The organism is Bacillus sp. SRL543 (assembly GCF_984799205.1).
This window is the reverse complement of sequence record NZ_OZ481794.1, coordinates 1022698-1041654: the sequence shown is the minus strand read 5'-3', so window position 1 is coordinate 1041654 and position 18957 is coordinate 1022698. Positions and strand designations below refer to the sequence as shown.

Below are 18957 nucleotides of genomic sequence, written 5' to 3'. Positions count from 1 at the left end.
GTCATTCTCCTCTAAATTTAACCGTTAATCCTTTTAAGAAATTACGGGCAAAATTATCCCCGCATTCTTTATAATTTTTATGGCCTTTTTTCCTGAGAAAAGCCCCGAGCTCCCCTTTAGTCACTGTGAGCCCTGCCAGCCTGAAAACCTCCAGCATATCTTCACTTGTCATGGAAAGCGCTATTTTCAGCTTTTTCAGCAGAAGATTATTCGCATGTTCATTGTCAGACAGCCTGGCCTGCGGCGGTTCCGGCTCCCCTGGCTTGGTTTCCTTCCGGCCGCGCTTAAATACAATAAATCCATTCAAAAACGTTTCCAGCATTTCATCTGTGCACGGAATATGCTTATCCGTTGCCACTGGAGCCGCATCATCGTCCAAATCAGGTGATTTTGTCAGAATCAGCAGCACTTCCTCCCGCGTAAACTCCATGCCCCCGAGCTTGAAAATCTCCACAACGTCGCTGTTTTTAATATCCATTGCATATCTGCACCGAATCAAAATATCATTATTATCCACTTTTACACACTCCTGTAATACCGGGACAGGCACGCTGTCCCAATTTATTGATGAACCGGAAGAACTCTCATCCCAGCCAAAGCCCGATAGCTTTTTCCAGTTCTTGATTTAGTTCCTCTTTCCTGCCATACAGCACATGGAGCCTGTCATAATCACTGCCGGCCTCTGCCATGCAGGCATCAATCTCTTTTAATTCCTGCTCAAGCCGCTGTATTTTTTCTTCGGCTTTCTCAGCTGACGCTTCCTGCTTTGGAGAATGAAGTTGAGTCTTCTTCTTCTCCTCAGGCTCTGCCGCCACCTGGACGGCTTTTTGCTCCTTTATCATTTTATAGGAATCATAGTTGCCTGGGTAGTTTTTCAGCGAATAATCTTCTACCGCAATCACTTTTTCGCTGATTCTGTTGATAAAATAGCGGTCATGCGAGATGAAGAAGATCGTTCCTTCAAAATCTTCCAGCGCAGTCTCCAGGGTTTCGATTGATGGGATATCCAGATGGTTGGTCGGTTCATCCAGGATCAGCAGATTAATATCCTGGTATAACAGCATCGCCAGCTTCAGCCTGATTCTTTCGCCGCCTGACAGCTGCTTCACCTTTGTGAAGACACTTTTTTTATAAAACATGAACTTAGCCAGATACTCACGGGCCTTTCCTTCCACAATGGAAATGCCTTCGCGGAAGGCTTCGAGTACGGTCAGCTCTTCATCATTGAACACGATTTTCTGCGGCAGATAAGCTGCTTGCACATTGGCGCCGAGCTCCACCGTGCCTCCATCTGGCAGCACCTCGCCGAGGAGCATCTTCAGAAAGGTGGTTTTGCCGCTGCCATTTGAACCTAGCAAACCGACTCTCTCCCCATATTGGACCAATAGGCCGCTGTCTTTAAAAATCACTTTATCATCAAAACTTTTGCAGAGCCCGGCAGCTTTGATGACTTCCCTTCCCGAACGCTGGGCCGTTTTAATATCCAGCCTCATATTCCTGCGTTTGAAGACAGGCTTTTCAAGCATATCCATTTTATCAAGCTTCTTCTGGATGCTGGCAGCCCGCCGGAAGAATTTATTGTTATCCGCCCTCATTGCCCAGTCGCGCAGGTCGGACACCGTCTTCTCCATTCCGTTGATTCTTTTCTGCTGCTCGCGGAAATGCTCATATTGAATCCGCATATTCTCTTCCTTCTGGCTGATAAAAGAAGAATAGTTGCCTTTATAGGTGATCGATTCCATATCCTCGATTTCGACTATCTTAGTGACGGTGCGGTCAAGGAAATACCGGTCATGGGAAACAATCAGGACAATGCCCCTGCAGCTTTTCAGATAGCTTTCCAGCCACTCGATCGCTTCCATATCAAGATGATTTGTCGGCTCATCCAGCAGGAGGATGTCAGGATTGTGGATCAGCAGCTTGCCGAGCACCACGGTCGTTTTTTCCCCGCCGCTCAATTGATCAAAATCCGTATTCAAAAAACTTTCGCTTAACTTCAGTCCGGTGCACACCTTGCCCAGCTTCTCTTCTCGTTCGTACCCGCCCTTCGCCTCAAGCTGCTGGACAAGATCGCTGTATTGGTTCAAGGCTTTTTCAAGCGCCTTATCTGTGAGCACCTTCATCTGCTCTTCCAGTTCACGCATGCGTGCTTCAATTTCATCGATTTCTTCAAAAGCAAGATTCAGCACATCCTTCACCGTCAAGCCCGGCGGGAAAACCGGCGACTGCTCCAGATACGCCTTGCTCGCCCCTCTGGGAAAATGAATCAGGCCTTCATCATAGCCTGGGCTGGATGTCTGCGGAAATCCCGGATAATAATGCATTTTTTCGATCCCCGCAATCAGCTTCAGGATGGTGCTCTTTCCGCAGCCATTGGCCCCGACAATCCCAATCTTCTCCCCTTCAAATGCTTCAAGCGATACATTCCTCATAATCAGTGTGGCTTCCATATATTTTTTAATTCCGTTCAGTTTTAATTCGAGCATCTTTTATTCCTTCTTTCATCCATAATGGCTGCTGCACTTTTATGGACAAGGCAAAGAAGAACTTTCAACTATTCAATTTTCCGCATATAAAAAGGCTGCAAGAAGATCTCCCTCCCTGCAGCCTGGATGTTCCTATAATTTATCGCCAGCACAGCCGGAAATGCGCCCATCACAAAATAAGCCCATTTCAGCCTCTGGAGCAGCCAATAGCTGCCGGACTGATCCCTAAAATTATAAACCCCGGTCAAGTAAAGTAAGTTTCCTTCTAATTTGCCATCATTCCATAAAGAGCATAGCAAATAGACCTAATCAGATTAGGCATTTCAACACTCAATACAAAATTCATATTAATTTAAAAATCAATTAATATTGGCAATTAGTTGGTTCCATAAACTTACTTCACCCCTTCATAATTTTCTGTATTATCTCACATTAGCCTTTATTTGTAAATGGAGCGCGGTGCTGAATCTTTTAACCTGACCTTAAATTCCAATGATTTTTCTGCCCCGCAGCATTAGAACAAAAATATGTTAAAATATTCCTATATTTTGGTATTACAGATAGAAATGGAGCTGATTCATCATTTTGATTTTGAAACTCATCTCACTTGGCTTTTTGCTGCTGCTCACAATAAGTGTGTTAGTCATGAATGCCTTATCACCTCTAGGATCCAATTACACGGTGCTTGCTGTTATCATTATTTCTTTTACACTTTCCGCAATTGTTTTGTACTCGAGACAGGCAAAAAAATCATCAGCTCTCATCATCACACCTATCATATTCATTGGAATACTTTTAGCAGTTTTTCAGTATAAAGCAGAGCAAATCGCCAATTTTACAGATGAAAAGACTTGGAAAGAAGAGCGGCAATTTCAAGTTTACCGTCTGGACAGTGTATTGGCCGAAAAAGATGTTAAGGGAATGTCTATGGATGAAGTAAAAAGCTTCTTCGGCGTTCCTGAATTGATTGAAACAAGAGATGGCGAAACCAGGTATATGTTTGTGTATGAAGGCCTCTGGGGTTTGCATGAATGGACGGAACAACTCTTCATTTATTTTGATAAGCATGGCACTGCATACGATTACAAGCGTGCCCTGGCAGACATTGTAGAAGATCGAAAAAACTTAAAGAGCCCTCAATATAATTGATGGCCATTCTTTTTGAGCGCTTTAAGCTTTGCCATTTTACCCGCCCAACTCTCCCGCTGAAAGCCTTTTCCTTTGAATTCACCTGTAAACTTTTGCTAACATTGTTAATGATAGAATTATCAAACAATAGATTCGGAGGGGTTAGATGAAAAAAATAAAGTTATTCGGCTTTTTGATGCTAGTGATGCTGATATTGGCTGCATGCGGAACAGACGATGCAGACAACAGCAGCGGTGATGGAGGGGACTCTGGTGGTGACGGGAGCAAGACGTACACTGTCGGCACAGATACTACTTATCCTCCGTTCGAGTTTGAAGAAGACGGCGAGTATAAAGGAATTGATATTGATATCATCCGCGCCATTGCAGAGGAAGAAGGCTTTGAAATCGAATTGAAGCCTATGGATTTCGGCGGCATCATCCCGGCCATCCTTGCCGACCAGCTTGACGTGGCCATTGCGGGCATGAGCATCACGGATGACCGCAAAGAAAAAGTCGATTTTTCAGATCCGTACTTTGATGCCGGGCTGACCCTTGTTGTTTCAGAAGATAACAGTGACATTACCAGTATAGATGATTTAGAAGGGAAAGTTGTCGCCGTTAAGAATGGTACAACAGGCGCAGAGCATGCCGAGGAAATCAAAGAAGAAGCCGGCATAAAAGAAGTCCGCCAATTCAATGACAGCCCGTCCATGTTCCAGGAAGTGGCTAACGGGAACGCCGACGTGCTGATTGAAGACTATCCGGTTATTGCATATGCCATTAAAACAAGCGGCCTTGATCTGAAGACCGTCGGAGACCGCCTGACCGGCGACCAATACGGCATCGGTGTAAAGAAAGGTGAAAACCAGGAGCTGCTGGAAAAAATCAACAGCGGCCTTGAAAAAATAAAGGAAAACGGCACTTACGATGAGATTTTAGGCCGTTATCTTGAAGAGTAAGAATTTGCTCAGCGCGCTCCCAAAAAGCGCGCTGTCTTTTTCCAGAAAGAGAGGAGCAGCGATTTGGACATTTTCATGGAAGCCCTCCCCGTCTTATGGGCCGGGTTAAAACTGACTGCATATATTACTGTTCTAGGCTTGCTGTTTGGGTTCATCATTGGACTCATTACCGCATTATTCCGCCTTTCCCCGATTCCTCCTTTACGGTGGATCGCCATCTGGTTCATCAACTTGGTACGCGGAACACCATTCCTCGTTCAATTATTTTTTATTTACTTTGGATTGAATTCACTTTCATTCATTTCGCTTGAGCCTGTTACAGCGGGCATTGTGGGTGTTGCCATCAATGCAGGCGCCTATATAGCAGAAATTGTGCGGGCCGGCATTCAGTCCATTGATAAAGGGCAGACAGAGGCAGCCCGGACACTGGGGCTGACCAGTGCGCAGACGATGCGCTATATCATCCTGCCACAGGCTTTAAGAAGGATGCTGCCTACATTTGTGAACCAGGCGATCATCAGCCTGAAAGACACCTCCCTCCTGTCGGTCATCGGAATCGCCGAACTGACTCAAAGAGGGCAAGTTGTCGTATCGGCGACCTATGAACCTTTTAAAGTATGGGGAATGGTCGCGCTCATGTATTTCATCCTGATCTACCTGCTAACCAAACTCGGCGACTTTATTGAAGGGAGGTATCAGCTGCGATGAGCGTAATCCAAGTCAATAACCTGAAAAAATCCTTCGGGGAACTCGAAGTATTGAAAGATATCAGTACAGAGGTAAAAGAGCAGGAAGTGGTCTGTGTTGTCGGCCCCTCCGGCTCTGGAAAAAGCACCTTCCTGCGGTGCCTGAATAAACTCGAGGAAATCACAGATGGCCATGTTATCGTGAATGGCAATGATATTACCGACCCTAAGATCAACATTAATAAAATCCGCCAGGAAGTAGGGATGGTGTTTCAGCACTTCAACCTCTTCCCTCATAAAACAGTGCTGCAGAATATTACCCTGGCGCCGATGAAAACAAAGGGCACCGACAAAGAAGCAGCAAAAAAGAAAGCCCTCGAACTTCTCAGAAAAGTAGGCCTTGAGGAAAAAGCGGACAGCTATCCCGGCGAATTATCCGGAGGGCAGAAACAGCGTGTCGCCATTGCCAGGGCACTTGCCATGGAACCAAAGGTCATGCTGTTTGATGAGCCCACCTCTGCCCTTGACCCGGAAATGATCGGAGAAGTGCTCGAGGTTATGAAAGATCTTGCCCGTGAAGGCATGACCATGGTTGTCGTCACTCACGAAATGGGATTTGCCCGCGAAGTCGGGGACCGCGTCATCTTTATGGACGGCGGATACATCGTTGAAGAAGATGTCCCAGGCGAATTATTCGGCAACCCCAAGCATGAACGGACGAAGGCTTTTCTTGGCAAAGTTTTGTGAGAGAAAAATCAAAAGGAGCCCTGCTGCTGCGGCAGGGCTCCTTTTGATTTTTGATTATAGAAGAGGCGAGTTGCTAATATAATTGAGAAGTTGCTAATAAAACGGGAAAGTTGCTAATATATGGATAAAGTCGCTAATAAAATCTAAAAGTTGCTAATATATCCAGAAAGTTGCTAATATCCGCTGAGCTGCCTGAAAACACATATAAGAAACTCCGTCTGGTTAACTGAAATGGACCAAAATGCCTCAGCTCTTCCCCAAAACCTGCGGCTGCCCTGCAATATTTCTGCCGCGAAGGCCCCGATCATGTTCCTTGTACGTAAAACTTCATCCGCCAAATCCCAAGATTGCCGTCGCTCCGCCTCCAGCCTAGCTAAGATCCCTTATCCGCCTTGTAAGCTCATTAAATTTCCGGTCCAGCTCCTGATAGTCTTTGTCTTTCGGCGTCATAAAGCTGAGCTTGCCCAGCACTTCCTGCCTTTCGGTTTCAAGTTTCATCCGAAGCTCTTCCCGGTCATCTCTGGTCTGCAGGTCCTGGTCGAATTTCCTTTGAATGGACCCGTCTGCAATGACGAGCTTGCTGCTGGTTATTTTCTCAAGAAAATAGCGGTCATGCGACACGGCCAGAAGTGTCCCTTGATATGCTGACAGGGTTTCTTCAAGCTGTTCGCGCGAAGGCAGGTCAAGATGGTTGGTCGGCTCATCAAGAATCAGTACATCTTTTTCTTCTAAAATATACTCCATCAGCTTGCACTTGACGCGCTCGCCCATGCTCATATCCCTGATAGGCTCCTTCCACTGCGATGCCGTAAAGCCGAGATGCTTCATCAAGGTTTGGACCTTTCCTCTCTCTGCGAATGTTTCCCGGTAAAAAAGCTCCTCAGGCGTCTTGTCGAGCGGCAGATCGAATACTTCCTGCGTTAAATAGCCGACACTGGCTGCCGGCGACATCCAGACCTCGCCCTCAGCTGTTTCCATTCCCATGATAATTTTCAGGAAAGTCGTCTTGCCGCTGCCGTTCTGCCCTGTAATGGCCACTCTTTCGCCATGCTGGACGGTAAAATGCGCTCCTTCAAACAGCCTGCGCCCATCAAAGGATTTTGCCAGATTCTTCACTTCTAAAAACCGCTTGCCCCGCTTTGTGTTCGCCGAAATCGAAAAGCGCACCTCATGCTCGGGAGCGACAGGAGCTGCCTTTGATTTTTCCAGCTCCTTTTCCAGCCGCTTCCGTTTGGATTTCACCTGTGAATCAAGGCGCTTCGCCTTCACACGGTGATATTCCTTGAAGCCTTCCTCTTTCGTCGATTTAGCATGGCCGGTGTTTGCCCAGGAGCTCAGCTCATTCAGCTGCCCCTCGATCCGCTCAACCATCTTCTGCTGCTTTTCATATTCCCGCTGCTGTGCGAGCCGTTTCTGCCTCCGTGCCTCCATATAACTCGAATAATTCCCTTTATGCTCAATCAGCTGCTTATCCTCGATCGACCAGATTTTAGAAACCGCATCATCCAAAAAGTGACGGTCATGCGAAACGAGGATGATCGTCCCTTTATAAGCTTCAATCTGTTCCTTCAAAATTTCCATGCTCTGCTCATCCAGATGGTTGGTCGGCTCATCAAGGAGCAGGAGGCCGGCTCCTGCAGCAAAGCCCTTTGCCAGACGGGCCTTCAGCTTCTCCCCGCCGCTCATCAGCTCAAAGCCCGCATCAGGGACCTGCCATTTTTCCAGGAGCATTTTTTCCAATGGAGATTGAAGCCCGGAAGCAAAAGATTCGGTTTCCTGCTCTACCATCAGAATCTCAGCTTCCTGCCCGATCCACTGGATTTTCCCGCTGGAAGGCTGCCTCTCACCGCTGATCAGCTGCAGCAGAGTGGATTTCCCTGCTCCATTTTTTCCAATGATGCCGATCACTTCCCCCTGGCGGACACTGCTATTCACCCCTTCAAACAAGCTCACATCCATGATTTCATAGCTAAGGTCATTCAGTTTCAATATTTCCTTCATACCATCATCCCTCTCTTTAAAAGGGAGAACTAAAAAATCCTCCCAATCAATTGGAAGGATTAGCCGTACCTTTGCATCAGCAAATAAACCATTATGTTAATGGCTGAATGATGTATCGATGAAAAATGGGCAGACTAATCCTATTTTTTGTGTGATTTGAAATATGCTATTTCAATCGAGAAAAAATAAGATCAGTTATCCATCGTCCACCCATCATTCCTTTCGCTTTTAGTTGGGTATTAGTATATCACAAACTAGCGGAACATTGTGATATAATACGTAAAAATAAGGAAAAGGAGGACACCTCATGTCTGGCAAGAAAGTAGCCGTATTCATCTTTGTTGGTGTTTTGGCTTTGGTCATTGTTTTGTTTGTTGTGATGAATTTGTTTTTCAGTTATATGGAAACCAATGATGGTACAGGTGGCACGGCCTTCGATGCTCCTGCTGATACTGCTGAAACTCTCACTTTACACAATGTTTAGCAGTTAATTCTGGCTTAATCTTCAATCCCCAGTCTCTCCTCCAGCTCCCTTTCTGCCGGAGATGATGCCGGAAATGCATTTCAGTCAGCTGATGCCACTCCACCGCATTCAGCCAGCCGAAACCTCCATGCTCTCTTTTGAGGCTTGGATGAGTCTTATACAGTTTTTGCCCCAATCCATCTATCCTCTTCTCCAGCTGTTCAAGCCTTTCGAACAAAGAAGCTGAAGTGCCGGAGTTGTCCGGCGGCTGGTTCATTTCATCCGGCAGCCTGATTTTGACAGGCGGGAAGCCGCCATCCCTGAACAGCTTTTCGCCGAATTCGGTTTTCCCGCTGTTCTGTGCTGCCTCTGACGCAGCACATGCTTCTGCTTCACCCAAATACCAGTGGGCTACCACAGTCACATGATCATACATCTGCGCCAGAGACCACACACCATCAGCCGGGACTTGCCTCAGCTGCTCCAAAGTATACTTTCCGAGGCTATGTTTATAACTCTCAATGACACTCTGCTCCCCCATCGCTTCCGCTCCTTTCCTAAGTCCCTAACAATACTATTCTCCACACAAATAAAGAATTCCTCCGCCAGGAAAAGAGGCCGGGGGGACGGGTCCCTTGGCCCATTAATCCCAAATTTAAATACCTTTCAAAAATCACACTCTCCTGCTAAAGTTAATATTATCCATATGTACTAAACGGGAGGCTTCTTCATGCTTGGCATTAAAAACTATAACCCAGTCTTTCACGATGACTCTCTGAAGTTCACAAATGATAACGGCAATCGCCTTAGATCCCTGGTTAATAAAAATCTATGTGAAGTGTGGACCGTCCATGAAGTGCGCGGCGGTGATTTTTGGGGTGATTGTCCAGTCGTCTTACTAATAGGAGGACAGCAGCTGGAGTTTTGCTCTTTTAAAGAACAAATCGCTGTAAGCTGGAATGAGATCGATTTAAATGAAAATCTATTATGGTATGGCTCCCGGGATTTAAAACTTGAATGGCGGAAAAATGCGTTAGAAGGCATCTCTGCTTTCATTGGCACTCCATTAAAGAGGATAGACTTGATTGAAGCGGCACAAGGAGTTAACTCAATCATGCTAAAAGGATTAGGATTCACAGCCGGCAAAGGCTATTTATCCCTATCCAACGATTGTGATGAAACAGGGCTTGCATTCGGGAAAAATGAGGACTATCACTATACAGAGATATAGGGATCTTTCCATTTCTCTATCAACCCAGGAAGGAGTCATCCAATGAAAAAAATATGGACCTTTACCATAGGCCTTTTCCTCTCCTATCTCACCGTGTTCATGGTCACTGAAGTTTACACGATCAAAAGGTATGACATCATGTCCGGCAACGGAAATATCGGCCTGCTGCCCGCAGGGTTTTTACTCCTGCTCTTTATTTTTCTCATAGTATTCTTCTATCAATCTATCCGAAAAACAATTAAAAACAGCTGGATTGCAGCTGTTTTCTTCTCAGCATCCCTTCTATTGCCGATTTCTATTTATGTCGGAAAAACGAGACTGGACCACATAAGAGACTCACTTTCCGCACATTTCGAAAACAGCGATGTCCGCCAATTAACCAGCGGCATGACAATCTATACCAATGCTGTTTATATAAATATGTTCAGCTTCACCGCTGTACTGCTCCTCGGTGCATTACTCTCCATGACCATAAAAAAATACATCGAAAAGAGGGGCACATGATCTGCCCCTCCTCTCAAATAAGATCATGCATGAACGCCACCCGGTTCCGCCCCTCCTGTTTAGACTTATATAGTCCCTGATCAGCCCTTGAAAGAAGGGAGTCTGCTGTTTCACCATTCCTGAATTGGGCCACGCCAAAGCTGGCAGTCTGATTCCCTGCCGGAGGAAAGCCGCTTTCCATAATCACCTTCCTCAGGTTCTCTGCCATTTTTGCTGCATTTTCCCCTGCCTTTGGGGTGAGAATGATAAACTCTTCCCCTCCCCAGCGCCCAAAAAGCTCAGCACCTGTCAATTGATGTTCAACCAGGGATGCCAGCTTCTTCAGAACCAGATCACCTGCATCATGGCCATAAGTATCGTTCACACATTTAAAATGGTCGATATCAAAGAAGATCACAGAAAATCCCGTTTGGCCTGTTTCTGAATTTTTCATCCACCTTTCAAGCCACACATCAATTTGATGCCGGTTTGCAATGCCAGTCAGTGAGTCAGTATAGGCAACCCTTTTCATGCTTTCAAGCTCTGCAAATAATTTGAACAAATGAAGGGCCATATAAAATACAAGTATATAAAAAAGGTAGGCAACATAAAACTGAGCCAGGGATTCAAGGCTTTCACCAGAGGCACCTTTGAGATTCATCAATCCAAAAGCAAAAATGATGGTAAAAATGAAAAGGGAATACACAGCGCCCCATTTCGCCTTTAAAATGAGGAAGAAAATCAAAATAACTGCCGGAACCCAGATGACAGAGACCCCAAATGCCCCTTCCTTCCCCTTTCCAATATAATGAAAGACACCATCATATATGATTGCTATATGAGCTGCACTGATGATCGCCAAAGTAGCGAGCTCAAAAGCACGCAAAAACTTTCTTTTATAAACAGCAGCCCAGCTGATGATATTCCAAGCTATCAAAATCCTTGTCAGATATGTTTCCAAATCTCCTTCCGAATCATTTTCCATAAGATTATAACTAACCATTGCCAACAGAATCAAAGGAATCATATACAGATAGATCACACGTTTGAAGTCCATATATGAAGTGATTTTTTTCAAATAAGCTTCTCCTTTTAGTGTAGTGCCGTTGCTGCTTTATAAACTTCTTTCTTTTATCTTACAAACAAATGGAAAAAAGTCCAGCTCTTTCGGCACAAAACAAAGCTTCTGCCCCACCAGCAAAAACCTTTCCTCCGCCCCAAAATAGTCTGGAGCTCCGGGAGGTTTGTCCATTCGCTTCTTCCAGCTTTTCATATATTAGCTATGAAAGGAGTGAAAATGGATGCGATTTAATATTTTGACGACCGGACCGATGAAGATACCAGGACAAATTACCGGAGACCCGGCCGGCGGTCCGCCAGATGTGGTGAACGTTTCGATTTCTAATCCTGCAAACCGTGATTACAGAATTCAGCTGTTTGCGGAAGTCTGTTCATTAAATGATGAAGGTGTCGGCGAATCTATCCTTTATCCAGACAGTGTATTTGTCATTCCGGCAGGCAGCTGCCGAAACAGGACATTCGGATTTTCAGACCCGGACATAGGAGGCAATGCCGGTGACCAGCTCCGCTTCTTTGCAGTCGGGGATGTGGAGCTTCAAGCGGTGAAACTGGAGCTTTCCTTTGCAGGACAGAGGCTTGCTGATGAAATGAACGAACCGACCATGTTCTTCCGCCATGATGATCTGCTTGAGGTGAGAAACAGATATACACATCCAATCAGCCCGGCGGTTCTGGCCGGCAGCAGCCATTCCTGGGACACGCCCACTGCCGGTGTTGAAGGTTCGGATCCTGCAAGTGCAGGAAACGAAGAGCAGACAACCAATCTGTAGTGCCCCTTTGAACCTCCGGGCAGCTTACAAACAACTTCACTTCGGAAAGCGGGACAGGATTACTTGTCCATGTAAAAATAGGGACAGGATGCCACCTGTCCCTTTTCCAATCCACCCCCCTGGGCAGCCATGCCTCCGCCCACAGAACCCAGCCCTAAACAAAAAAAGAGGGACAGCAAAACCTGTCCCCCTTGTACCACTATTTACTCTTAATTTGTTTATATTCAGGCTTCCACATAGCATCGTCTACCGCTTGTTCAATATCGTCGATCTCCGCTTTGGCAATGCCTTCCTGGACGGCAGCCTTGGCTACTTCGATGGCGACATGCCTGGAGACGTCAGCCAGTTTATTGATGGCCGGCAGCAGGGAAGCACCAGGCGTGCTGCTGTCTGATTTCTCGGCAACGGCATTGGCCGCAGCGGCGAACATGCCTTTTGAAATGATTTCAGCTTTGGCGACAATGGCTCCAAGGCCGAGGCCAGGGAAAACAAATGCGTTATTGGACTGGCCGATTTCATGGCTGATGCCGTTATACTCTACATTCGCAAACGGGCTTCCTGTGGCAATGAGCGCCTTGCCGTCTGTCCAGCTGAAAAGGTCCTCAGGCACTGCTTCAGCAAGCAGCGTCGGGTTGGACATTGGCATGATGATCGGCCTTTCGACGTGCTTGGCCATTTCCCTTACGATTTCCTCTGTGAAGGCTCCGGCCTGGCCGGAGGTGCCGATCAGGATCGTCGGCTTTACCCGCTTCACCACTTCCAATAACGGAATCGTGTCCGCTCCGTCTCTTTCCCAATCCTTGACTTCCTCTGCACTGCGCACATAAGGCTTCTGGAATTTCAGGACATCAGGCGTTTCTTCCGTCAGCAGCCCGCGGTAGTCAAATGCCCAGAAGCGGTCATATGCTTCTTCCCGGTCAAGGCCTTCGAGGATCATCGTTTCTGCCATCTGGTCGGCATTTCCGATGCCTGCCGCCCCAGGTCCAAAAACAAGGATGCGCTGGTCTTTCAAGGATCCGCCTGTCACCTTCAGGGCAGACATAACGGCAGCCAGTGTAACAGCCCCGGTTCCCTGGATATCGTCATTGAAAGTCAGAATTTCATTGCCGTACTTTTCCATGATGTTCCGTGCATTCACATTTCCAAGATCTTCCCAGTGAAGAAGAACATTCGGGAAAAATTTGCGCGCCGTTACAACAAACTGGTCAACAAACTGCTCATAGCGCTCACCGCGGACGCGCGGGAATTTATTACCGATATATAAAGGATCATTGATCAGGTCCTCATTATTGGTCCCTACATCCAGCACAACCGGAAGCACGCGGCTTGGATCAATGCCGGCTGCAGCTGTGTAAACTGCCAGCTTTCCAATAGCAATATTGATCCCTCCTACACCCTGGTCTCCGATGCCGAGGATGCTCTCAGAATCCGTCACAACAATAAGATCGATTCCATCATGGGACTTATTCAGGTTTTCGAATGCTTTGTCCATTTCCTCCGGATCTTCAATGGTCAAATAGAGGCCGCCTGGGCGGTGATATTCATGGGAATAACGCTGTATCGCCTCACCCACAGTCGGTGTATAGATGATCGGCAGCATCTCATTCAAATGGTCCCTCAGAAGACGGTAAAACAGGACGACATTCCGATTATATAAGTCATAAAGCACTCCGTTTTTGAACATATTATTCGTCCTTCTGGAGAACTGCTCATACGCACGCGTTGCCTGTTCATCAAGAGTCAGCACCTGGGTCGGCAGCAAGCCCTGAAGCCCCAGATCATCCCTCTCTTCTTTTGTAAAAGCGACACCTTTATTCAAATAAGGATTCGATAGAAGCTCTTTTCCTCTCAAATCTGTATAAATTACGTTTTTTGCAAGCTCAGAAGCAGTCATAGATCTTTGTTCTTCCTTTCAAATGAAGTCAATTTCCGTACTATTCCATGTTAGTAGCCTTTACCCATTATCTCCAGGTTATTTAACTAAAATTATTTAAAAAAGCAAGCAGCATCACATGCTGCCCGCCTATTCCAGAATCCATTAAATACTATTGCAGCTTTTCTGTCAATTCGCGGGCCAGGGGGCCTGTCCCCTTGGCGCGGTTTTCGAGCCAGGGGGTCAGGTCCCTTGGCTCGGTTTTTCGGGCCAGGGGGCCTGTCCCCTTGGCGCGGTTTTCGAGCCAGGGGGTCAGGTCCCTTGGCTCGGTTTTTCGGGCCAGGGGACCTGACCCCCTGGCCCAGCCCCGGTTCAGTTCAAAATCTTCATTAACAGAATGGCAAGGATGACTGTTGATGCGCCGCCGATTCTTGTGGAAACTTGTGCGAACGGCATCAGGGACATGCGGTTGGAAGCTGAAAGGATGGCAACGTCGCCTGTTCCGCCAAGGCCGCTGTGGCAGCCTGTAACGATGGCGGCATCAACAGGATACATTTTCATCAGTTTTCCTGTGAAGTAGCCTGTGATGACCATGGCCAGAACAACGGCCACACAAACTGCAATATAAGAAGGCGTTACAATTTTAACAACATCCTCAAGCGGGATATACAGCATTCCAAGGCCGACCATCAATGGCCATGTCAGGCTGGATGAAACGAATTTGTAAAGGTGGAAGGCACCCTGCTCCATTTTGGCCGGCATAAGCTGCAGGCATTTAACAAGGGCAGCCGCAAAAATCATCAGGACAGGTCCCGGGATGCCAAGTACGTGGTGGCCAAGTCCTCCGATAATGAAGAAGCTGCAGGCAATCAGGAGCCCTGCCCCCATGAGCGGAAACTCGACAGGTTTGTTGATTGTAGTGGATTCTGTGATGGCATCTCCGCCTTTTGCTTTTACAAGAACGCCATTTCCTGTCAGTTCAGGCTTTTTCTCTCCGAAGCGGGACAGGATGCCGGCACAGATGATTGCTGCAATATTTCCGATGACCGCAGCAGGGATGAGCTGGCCGACAAATGATTCTGAGCTCTGGCCAAGGACATCAGCATAGCCGATGGACAGCGGCAGGATCCCTTCGCCAATCCCTCCGGCAATGATCGGCACAACAATATAAAACAGCGTATGCTTTACATCATATCCAAACAGCATGCCGACAAGAACGCCGGCACAAACTGAGGCAAGTGTACCCAGAACAAGCGGCACAAACATTCTGGTAAACCCCTGGATCAGGACCCTGCGGTTCATACCGAGGATACTTCCGACAACCAGGATCGAAATATACAGGTACAGGAAATTGGATGTTTTCATCAGCTGGGTGACAGCATCCATTCCGGTAGTATTAATAATATTAAAAAATACCAATATAGAAGGAACGAGCAGCGATAGTATCGCCGGGCCCCCGATATCCTTCAGGATCGGGATCCTCATTCCGATATCGCCAAGCAGGATTCCCATTGCCATAATGACGGCAAATCCGCCGATCATATCAGCCGGCAGTGATTCATAAGCTGCCGCAGCATACACAACAAGCGCTATTAAAACATAAAGCGGAAGCGGCACTGCTCCTACTTTTATACTTCCCAATTTTGCAAAAAAGCCTTTTTTCTCTTCCCTTTTATCTTCTGGTGCAGAAATCGGCTGCAGTTTCTTAGCTGGTTCCATAAAGCTTTCCTCCCATCTGTTCTACATGATCATCTTAATTTTTCTAAAAGCGTTTTCATAGATTATGTAATTAGAGAAATTCTTTTTGAAATTAAAAAAAGTAAGCAGTTTCAGAAACTGCTTACAAAAAGTTTTTAATAAGATGCTCTTTATATGGGTTATATTCATGCTGGTACACGGGACGGCCGATCGTGCCATAGATGACCTTCACATCCAGTATGCCAAGCTCTTTTAAAAAGTTCAGGTATTTCCGGGCCGATACTCTTGAAACTCCTACTGCCCCGGCCATATCGTCGGTGGAAAACGGGCCTTTCTTAAGCTCCTGAACCGCCTCCCATACCTGCTTAAGCGTATCCTTTGTCAGGCCTTTCGGAAGCTCTTCCACGACTCCCGGCTCCTCGCGCCGCAGCAAGTGGCTGTCCAGCTCCTGCTGGGTGACCTCTTCCCTCTTTTCAGCGAACCGGCTCTGCTGCTCATAGGCGGCAAGCGCCGCATTGAACCGCTCAAATTCAAATGGCTTGATAAGATAATCCACCACACCGGATCGCAAAGCCTGCCTGATCCGGTCCATATCCTTTGCGGCAGAGATGATGATCACATCGGTTTCCAGCTCATTTTTCCTCAAATATGTGACCAGCTCAAGCCCGAGCCTGCCGGGCATATAAATATCAAGGAGAATCAGCCGGATGTCCTCCTGCTCCAGAAGACTGACCGCCTCATCGACCGACTTGGCCGTCGCAGCCAGCCGAAACCCTTCTACCTTGGCTAGATACCGTTTATTAATCTCCGCCACCATCGGATCGTCTTCAACAATCATTACATTGATCAAGTCTCTTCACCTCCTGCTTTATAAGGTATATAGACGGCAAACTGAGTCCCTTTCCCTGCCTTGGAGGAAATGATCAGTTCCCCCTCCAGCTTATCAGCTGCCTGTGTGACCAGATACAGACCGAAGCCCCTGTCCTTCCCTTTTGTGGAAAAACCCTTCTCGGAAATCCGATCCTGTATTTCCTTTGTCATACCGGCTCCTGTATCTCTTACTTCTATTGTTAATATATCTTCTGCATAATCCAGCATTAATTCCACTTTTTTGACCGGCCTTCCTGATACTGCTTCCAATGCATTGTCGATTAAGTTGCCGATGATCGTGATCAGATCATGGGTGATTTCCGGGTCAGCAGGCTTGGGCAGATTATCGGCACAGTCAAACGACAGCACCGCCCCCGATTCCCTGGCATTGCTCAGCTTGCCGATCAGGAAACCGGCCAGGACCGGGTCCTGAATCTTCTTTGTCACAAAGCCCATCTCATTTTCCCGGTGATTGACCGTCTCATTCACATACCTTGCCAGATGCTCGTACTGCTCGGTATGGACCATCCCCAGGATAACGTGAAGCTTGTTCATGAACTCATGGGCCTGTGCCCTCAAAGCATCTGCATAATTGCGGACGCCTGTGAGCTGTTCGGCAAGCAGCTGGACCTCTGTCTTATCCCGGAAAGTCGCGATGGCACCGACGAGCTGATTATCCACCACCACCGGCACCCGATTCACAAGGATCGTCACCCCATGGAAGCTCTGTTCCTGGTCAAGATGAGTTTTCCCAGTGACCAGGACATCCTTCAGGCGGGTTTCGGGAAGATAATCCTCAATCTGCAGCCCCACCGGATTCTTCTCAATGCCGGCTTTTTGAAAAAGCTTCCTCGCCGCCCGGTTCACGAGCGTGATCTTCCCGGTCTGGTCGACGGCAATAATCCCTTCCCGCACTGACTGCAGCATCGAACTCCGCTCCTCCAGCACCTTGGCAATCGCGGAAGGTTCCAGTCCCAGCAGGATTTTTTTTATGTACCTGGCAAGTATCACCGCACCGATAACCCCCACCAGGATGCCGATCAGCGTGCCGATGTAGATTGCGTTCTGGCTCTTATGGACAGCCTTCGTTACCGTCTCAAGGGAAATGCCGACAGCCACAGCCCCGATCTGCTCCCCGGTGCTTCCAATGACAGGAGTGAATGCCCGCATCGATGGACCGAGTATTCCTTTGGAATAGGATACATACTCTTCCCCCTCCAGGACAGGGCCTTCATCACCGCCCCTGAAGTGCTTTCCTATCTCAGCTGCTTCCGGATGTGACAGTCGGTAGCCCTGCATATCCATGACAACAATAAAATTGACATTCGTCAGCTCCCGCATTTCATTGGCAAAATCCTGGACCCCGGCACCCTCAGGATCCCCCTCCAAAGCATCTTCAACAATCATGCTGTGCGACACCATTTTAGCGACATTCAGCGCTTTATCCTCCTGTGTTTCCTCAACACTGGAGGTGACCCTGCTGCTGATCAGCAGGTCGGTGATCATAAGAGAAATCATGACCACCACACACACAAATATAATAATGATGGCTTGCAAGCTCCAGCGGCCCTTCTTCATAGTTTCCTCCAGCCATAGATTTAATTAAAGTATTCTCCTCAATACCCTTATCCACACAAGTAATGACAAAAGACCGCAGAGCCCTTCCCTGAGGAAGGACCTTGCAGCCTGTTCTTTCCTATTTCAGAACAGCAGGATGAATCCGGCCATAATAGGCGTCAGCACCATTGCACTTTTTAATACCGGAAGCGGCACATAATTGGTGAACCGCGCTCCGATGTAAGAACCGATCATTGTTCCAGCCAGCACCTGCAGCAGCAGGATCATATCAAAGTATCCTTCAAAATAATAGCCGATGCCGCCCGCCAGTGCAATCGGCAGGATGACAAGCATGGTTGTCCCGACAGATTTCTGCACAGAAAGGCCTAAGACGGCTAATAATCCAAGCTGAATGAAAGGTGCTGAACCTATTCCGAACGTGCCTGACAGCAAGCCGCAGACGATTCCTACAAATGCAGTTTTGATAAACAGCCTGCGCTGCGGTTCTGCTCCCTTATCCTCCATCCGGCTGACAATGAACAAACGGACCAGCAGCATGACAGCGGAAAGAAACAGCATTCCGGCCGTCAGCCAATGAAGCGAATCAACCGGGATCCACACTGCAATCCCTGATCCCAGAAACGAAGTGACCGCTCCAAAGCAGCCGACAGCCAGTCCCATATTCACATCAATATTGCCCTGCCGGTAATGGCTGTATGCCCCCGACATGGTCGTAAACACCATCGCCGCAAGCGACGTCCCAAGCGCCGTATGGATCGGCACCCCGAACACCACCGTCAATAGCGCAATAATAAAACCAGATCCCCCGGCCCCGATAAAACCAAGCAAAATCCCCAAAAACAGCATCGTAAAAGTAATAGCCACGCAAATCCCCCCTCTTAAGCAGATCTAGCAGAATTCAT

Annotated in this window: 18 protein-coding genes; 8 read left to right on the top strand and 10 right to left on the bottom strand. The window is 47.5% G+C overall.

Annotated features, from left to right (window positions below; all coding sequences use genetic code 11):
• Position 1: 1 nt before the first annotated feature.
• Both AC4E8B_RS05400 and abc-f (AC4E8B_RS05395) read right to left on the bottom strand, forming a co-directional pair.
• The gene (locus AC4E8B_RS05400; protein WP_490217517.1) at positions 2-517 is read right to left on the bottom strand and encodes a YehS family protein; all 516 of its coding nucleotides are present in this window, start codon (positions 515-517) and stop codon (positions 2-4) included.
• Between the two features lie 67 nt (positions 518-584).
• Positions 585-2486 carry a ribosomal protection-like ABC-F family protein gene (abc-f, locus tag AC4E8B_RS05395; protein ID WP_490217515.1) on the bottom strand — a complete coding sequence of 634 codons (1902 nt, stop codon included), beginning with the start codon at positions 2484-2486 and terminating at the stop codon, positions 585-587.
• A 591-nt stretch (positions 2487-3077) separates the two neighbouring features.
• On the opposite strand from abc-f (AC4E8B_RS05395), the gene AC4E8B_RS05390 reads away from it, so the two are divergent.
• From AC4E8B_RS05390 to AC4E8B_RS05375, 4 genes are all read left to right on the top strand, one after another.
• Positions 3078-3635 carry a hypothetical protein gene (locus AC4E8B_RS05390; RefSeq protein WP_490217514.1) on the top strand — a complete coding sequence of 186 codons (558 nt, stop codon included), beginning with the start codon at positions 3078-3080 and terminating at the stop codon, positions 3633-3635.
• A 145-nt stretch (positions 3636-3780) separates the two neighbouring features.
• The gene (locus AC4E8B_RS05385; protein ID WP_490217512.1) at positions 3781-4575 is read left to right on the top strand and encodes a transporter substrate-binding domain-containing protein; all 795 of its coding nucleotides are present in this window, start codon (positions 3781-3783) and stop codon (positions 4573-4575) included.
• 63 nt (positions 4576-4638) lie between these two features.
• Complete coding sequence (locus AC4E8B_RS05380) at positions 4639-5283, top strand: amino acid ABC transporter permease (protein ID WP_490217510.1); 645 nt, start codon at positions 4639-4641, stop codon at positions 5281-5283.
• Positions 5280-6008, top strand: coding sequence for an amino acid ABC transporter ATP-binding protein (locus AC4E8B_RS05375; protein WP_490217508.1), 729 nt, complete (start codon positions 5280-5282; stop codon positions 6006-6008). Before AC4E8B_RS05380 ends, AC4E8B_RS05375 begins: the two co-directional genes overlap by 4 nt.
• Positions 6009-6377: 369 nt before the next feature.
• On the opposite strand, the gene abc-f (AC4E8B_RS05370) is transcribed toward AC4E8B_RS05375, so the two are convergent.
• Entirely contained in the window at positions 6378-8009 is a 1632-nt protein-coding gene (gene abc-f, locus AC4E8B_RS05370) for a ribosomal protection-like ABC-F family protein (protein WP_490217507.1), read from the bottom strand.
• A 307-nt stretch (positions 8010-8316) separates the two neighbouring features.
• On the opposite strand from abc-f (AC4E8B_RS05370), the gene AC4E8B_RS05365 reads away from it, so the two are divergent.
• Complete coding sequence (locus tag AC4E8B_RS05365; protein WP_490217506.1) at positions 8317-8493, top strand: hypothetical protein; 177 nt, start codon at positions 8317-8319, stop codon at positions 8491-8493.
• Here the strand turns inward: AC4E8B_RS05365 and AC4E8B_RS05360 are convergent.
• Entirely contained in the window at positions 8474-9013 is a 540-nt protein-coding gene (locus AC4E8B_RS05360; RefSeq protein ID WP_490217505.1) for a DinB family protein, read from the bottom strand. The genes AC4E8B_RS05365 and AC4E8B_RS05360 overlap by 20 nt on opposite strands.
• A 189-nt stretch (positions 9014-9202) precedes the next feature.
• On the opposite strand from AC4E8B_RS05360, the gene AC4E8B_RS05355 reads away from it, so the two are divergent.
• Together AC4E8B_RS05355 and AC4E8B_RS05350 are read left to right on the top strand one after the other, a co-directional pair.
• Positions 9203-9703: a hypothetical protein gene (locus AC4E8B_RS05355; protein ID WP_490217504.1), complete on the top strand. Its 501-nt coding sequence runs from the start codon at positions 9203-9205 to the stop codon at positions 9701-9703.
• A gap of 42 nt (positions 9704-9745) precedes the next feature.
• The gene (locus tag AC4E8B_RS05350; RefSeq protein ID WP_490217502.1) at positions 9746-10207 is read left to right on the top strand and encodes a hypothetical protein; all 462 of its coding nucleotides are present in this window, start codon (positions 9746-9748) and stop codon (positions 10205-10207) included.
• 13 nt (positions 10208-10220) lie between these two features.
• On the opposite strand, the gene AC4E8B_RS05345 is transcribed toward AC4E8B_RS05350, so the two are convergent.
• On the bottom strand, positions 10221-11264 hold the full coding sequence (locus AC4E8B_RS05345) for a GGDEF domain-containing protein (protein ID WP_490217501.1): 1044 nt from the start codon (positions 11262-11264) through the stop codon (positions 10221-10223).
• 223 nt (positions 11265-11487) lie between these two features.
• On the opposite strand from AC4E8B_RS05345, the gene AC4E8B_RS05340 reads away from it, so the two are divergent.
• On the top strand, positions 11488-12036 hold the full coding sequence (locus tag AC4E8B_RS05340) for a hypothetical protein (protein WP_490217500.1): 549 nt from the start codon (positions 11488-11490) through the stop codon (positions 12034-12036).
• Positions 12037-12235: 199 nt separating this feature from the next.
• Here the strand turns inward: AC4E8B_RS05340 and AC4E8B_RS05335 are convergent, their stop codons facing one another.
• The 5 genes from AC4E8B_RS05335 to AC4E8B_RS05315 all read right to left on the bottom strand — a co-directional run bounded on the left by AC4E8B_RS05335 (position 12236) and on the right by AC4E8B_RS05315 (position 18919).
• A complete protein-coding gene (locus tag AC4E8B_RS05335) occupies positions 12236-13930 on the bottom strand; it encodes an NAD-dependent malic enzyme (protein ID WP_490217498.1) in 1695 nt (564 codons plus the stop codon).
• A gap of 351 nt (positions 13931-14281) precedes the next feature.
• Positions 14282-15628, bottom strand: coding sequence for a 2-hydroxycarboxylate transporter family protein (locus AC4E8B_RS05330; protein ID WP_490217497.1), 1347 nt, complete (start codon positions 15626-15628; stop codon positions 14282-14284).
• A gap of 121 nt (positions 15629-15749) precedes the next feature.
• The gene (locus tag AC4E8B_RS05325) at positions 15750-16457 is read right to left on the bottom strand and encodes a response regulator (protein ID WP_490217496.1); all 708 of its coding nucleotides are present in this window, start codon (positions 16455-16457) and stop codon (positions 15750-15752) included.
• A complete protein-coding gene (gene dcuS / locus AC4E8B_RS05320) occupies positions 16454-18055 on the bottom strand; it encodes a DcuS/MalK family sensor histidine kinase (RefSeq protein ID WP_490217495.1) in 1602 nt (533 codons plus the stop codon). Before dcuS ends, AC4E8B_RS05325 begins: the two co-directional genes overlap by 4 nt.
• Before the next feature lie 123 nt (positions 18056-18178).
• Positions 18179-18919: a sulfite exporter TauE/SafE family protein gene (locus AC4E8B_RS05315; protein WP_490217494.1), complete on the bottom strand. Its 741-nt coding sequence runs from the start codon at positions 18917-18919 to the stop codon at positions 18179-18181.
• Between the last annotated feature and the right edge of the window lie 38 nt (positions 18920-18957).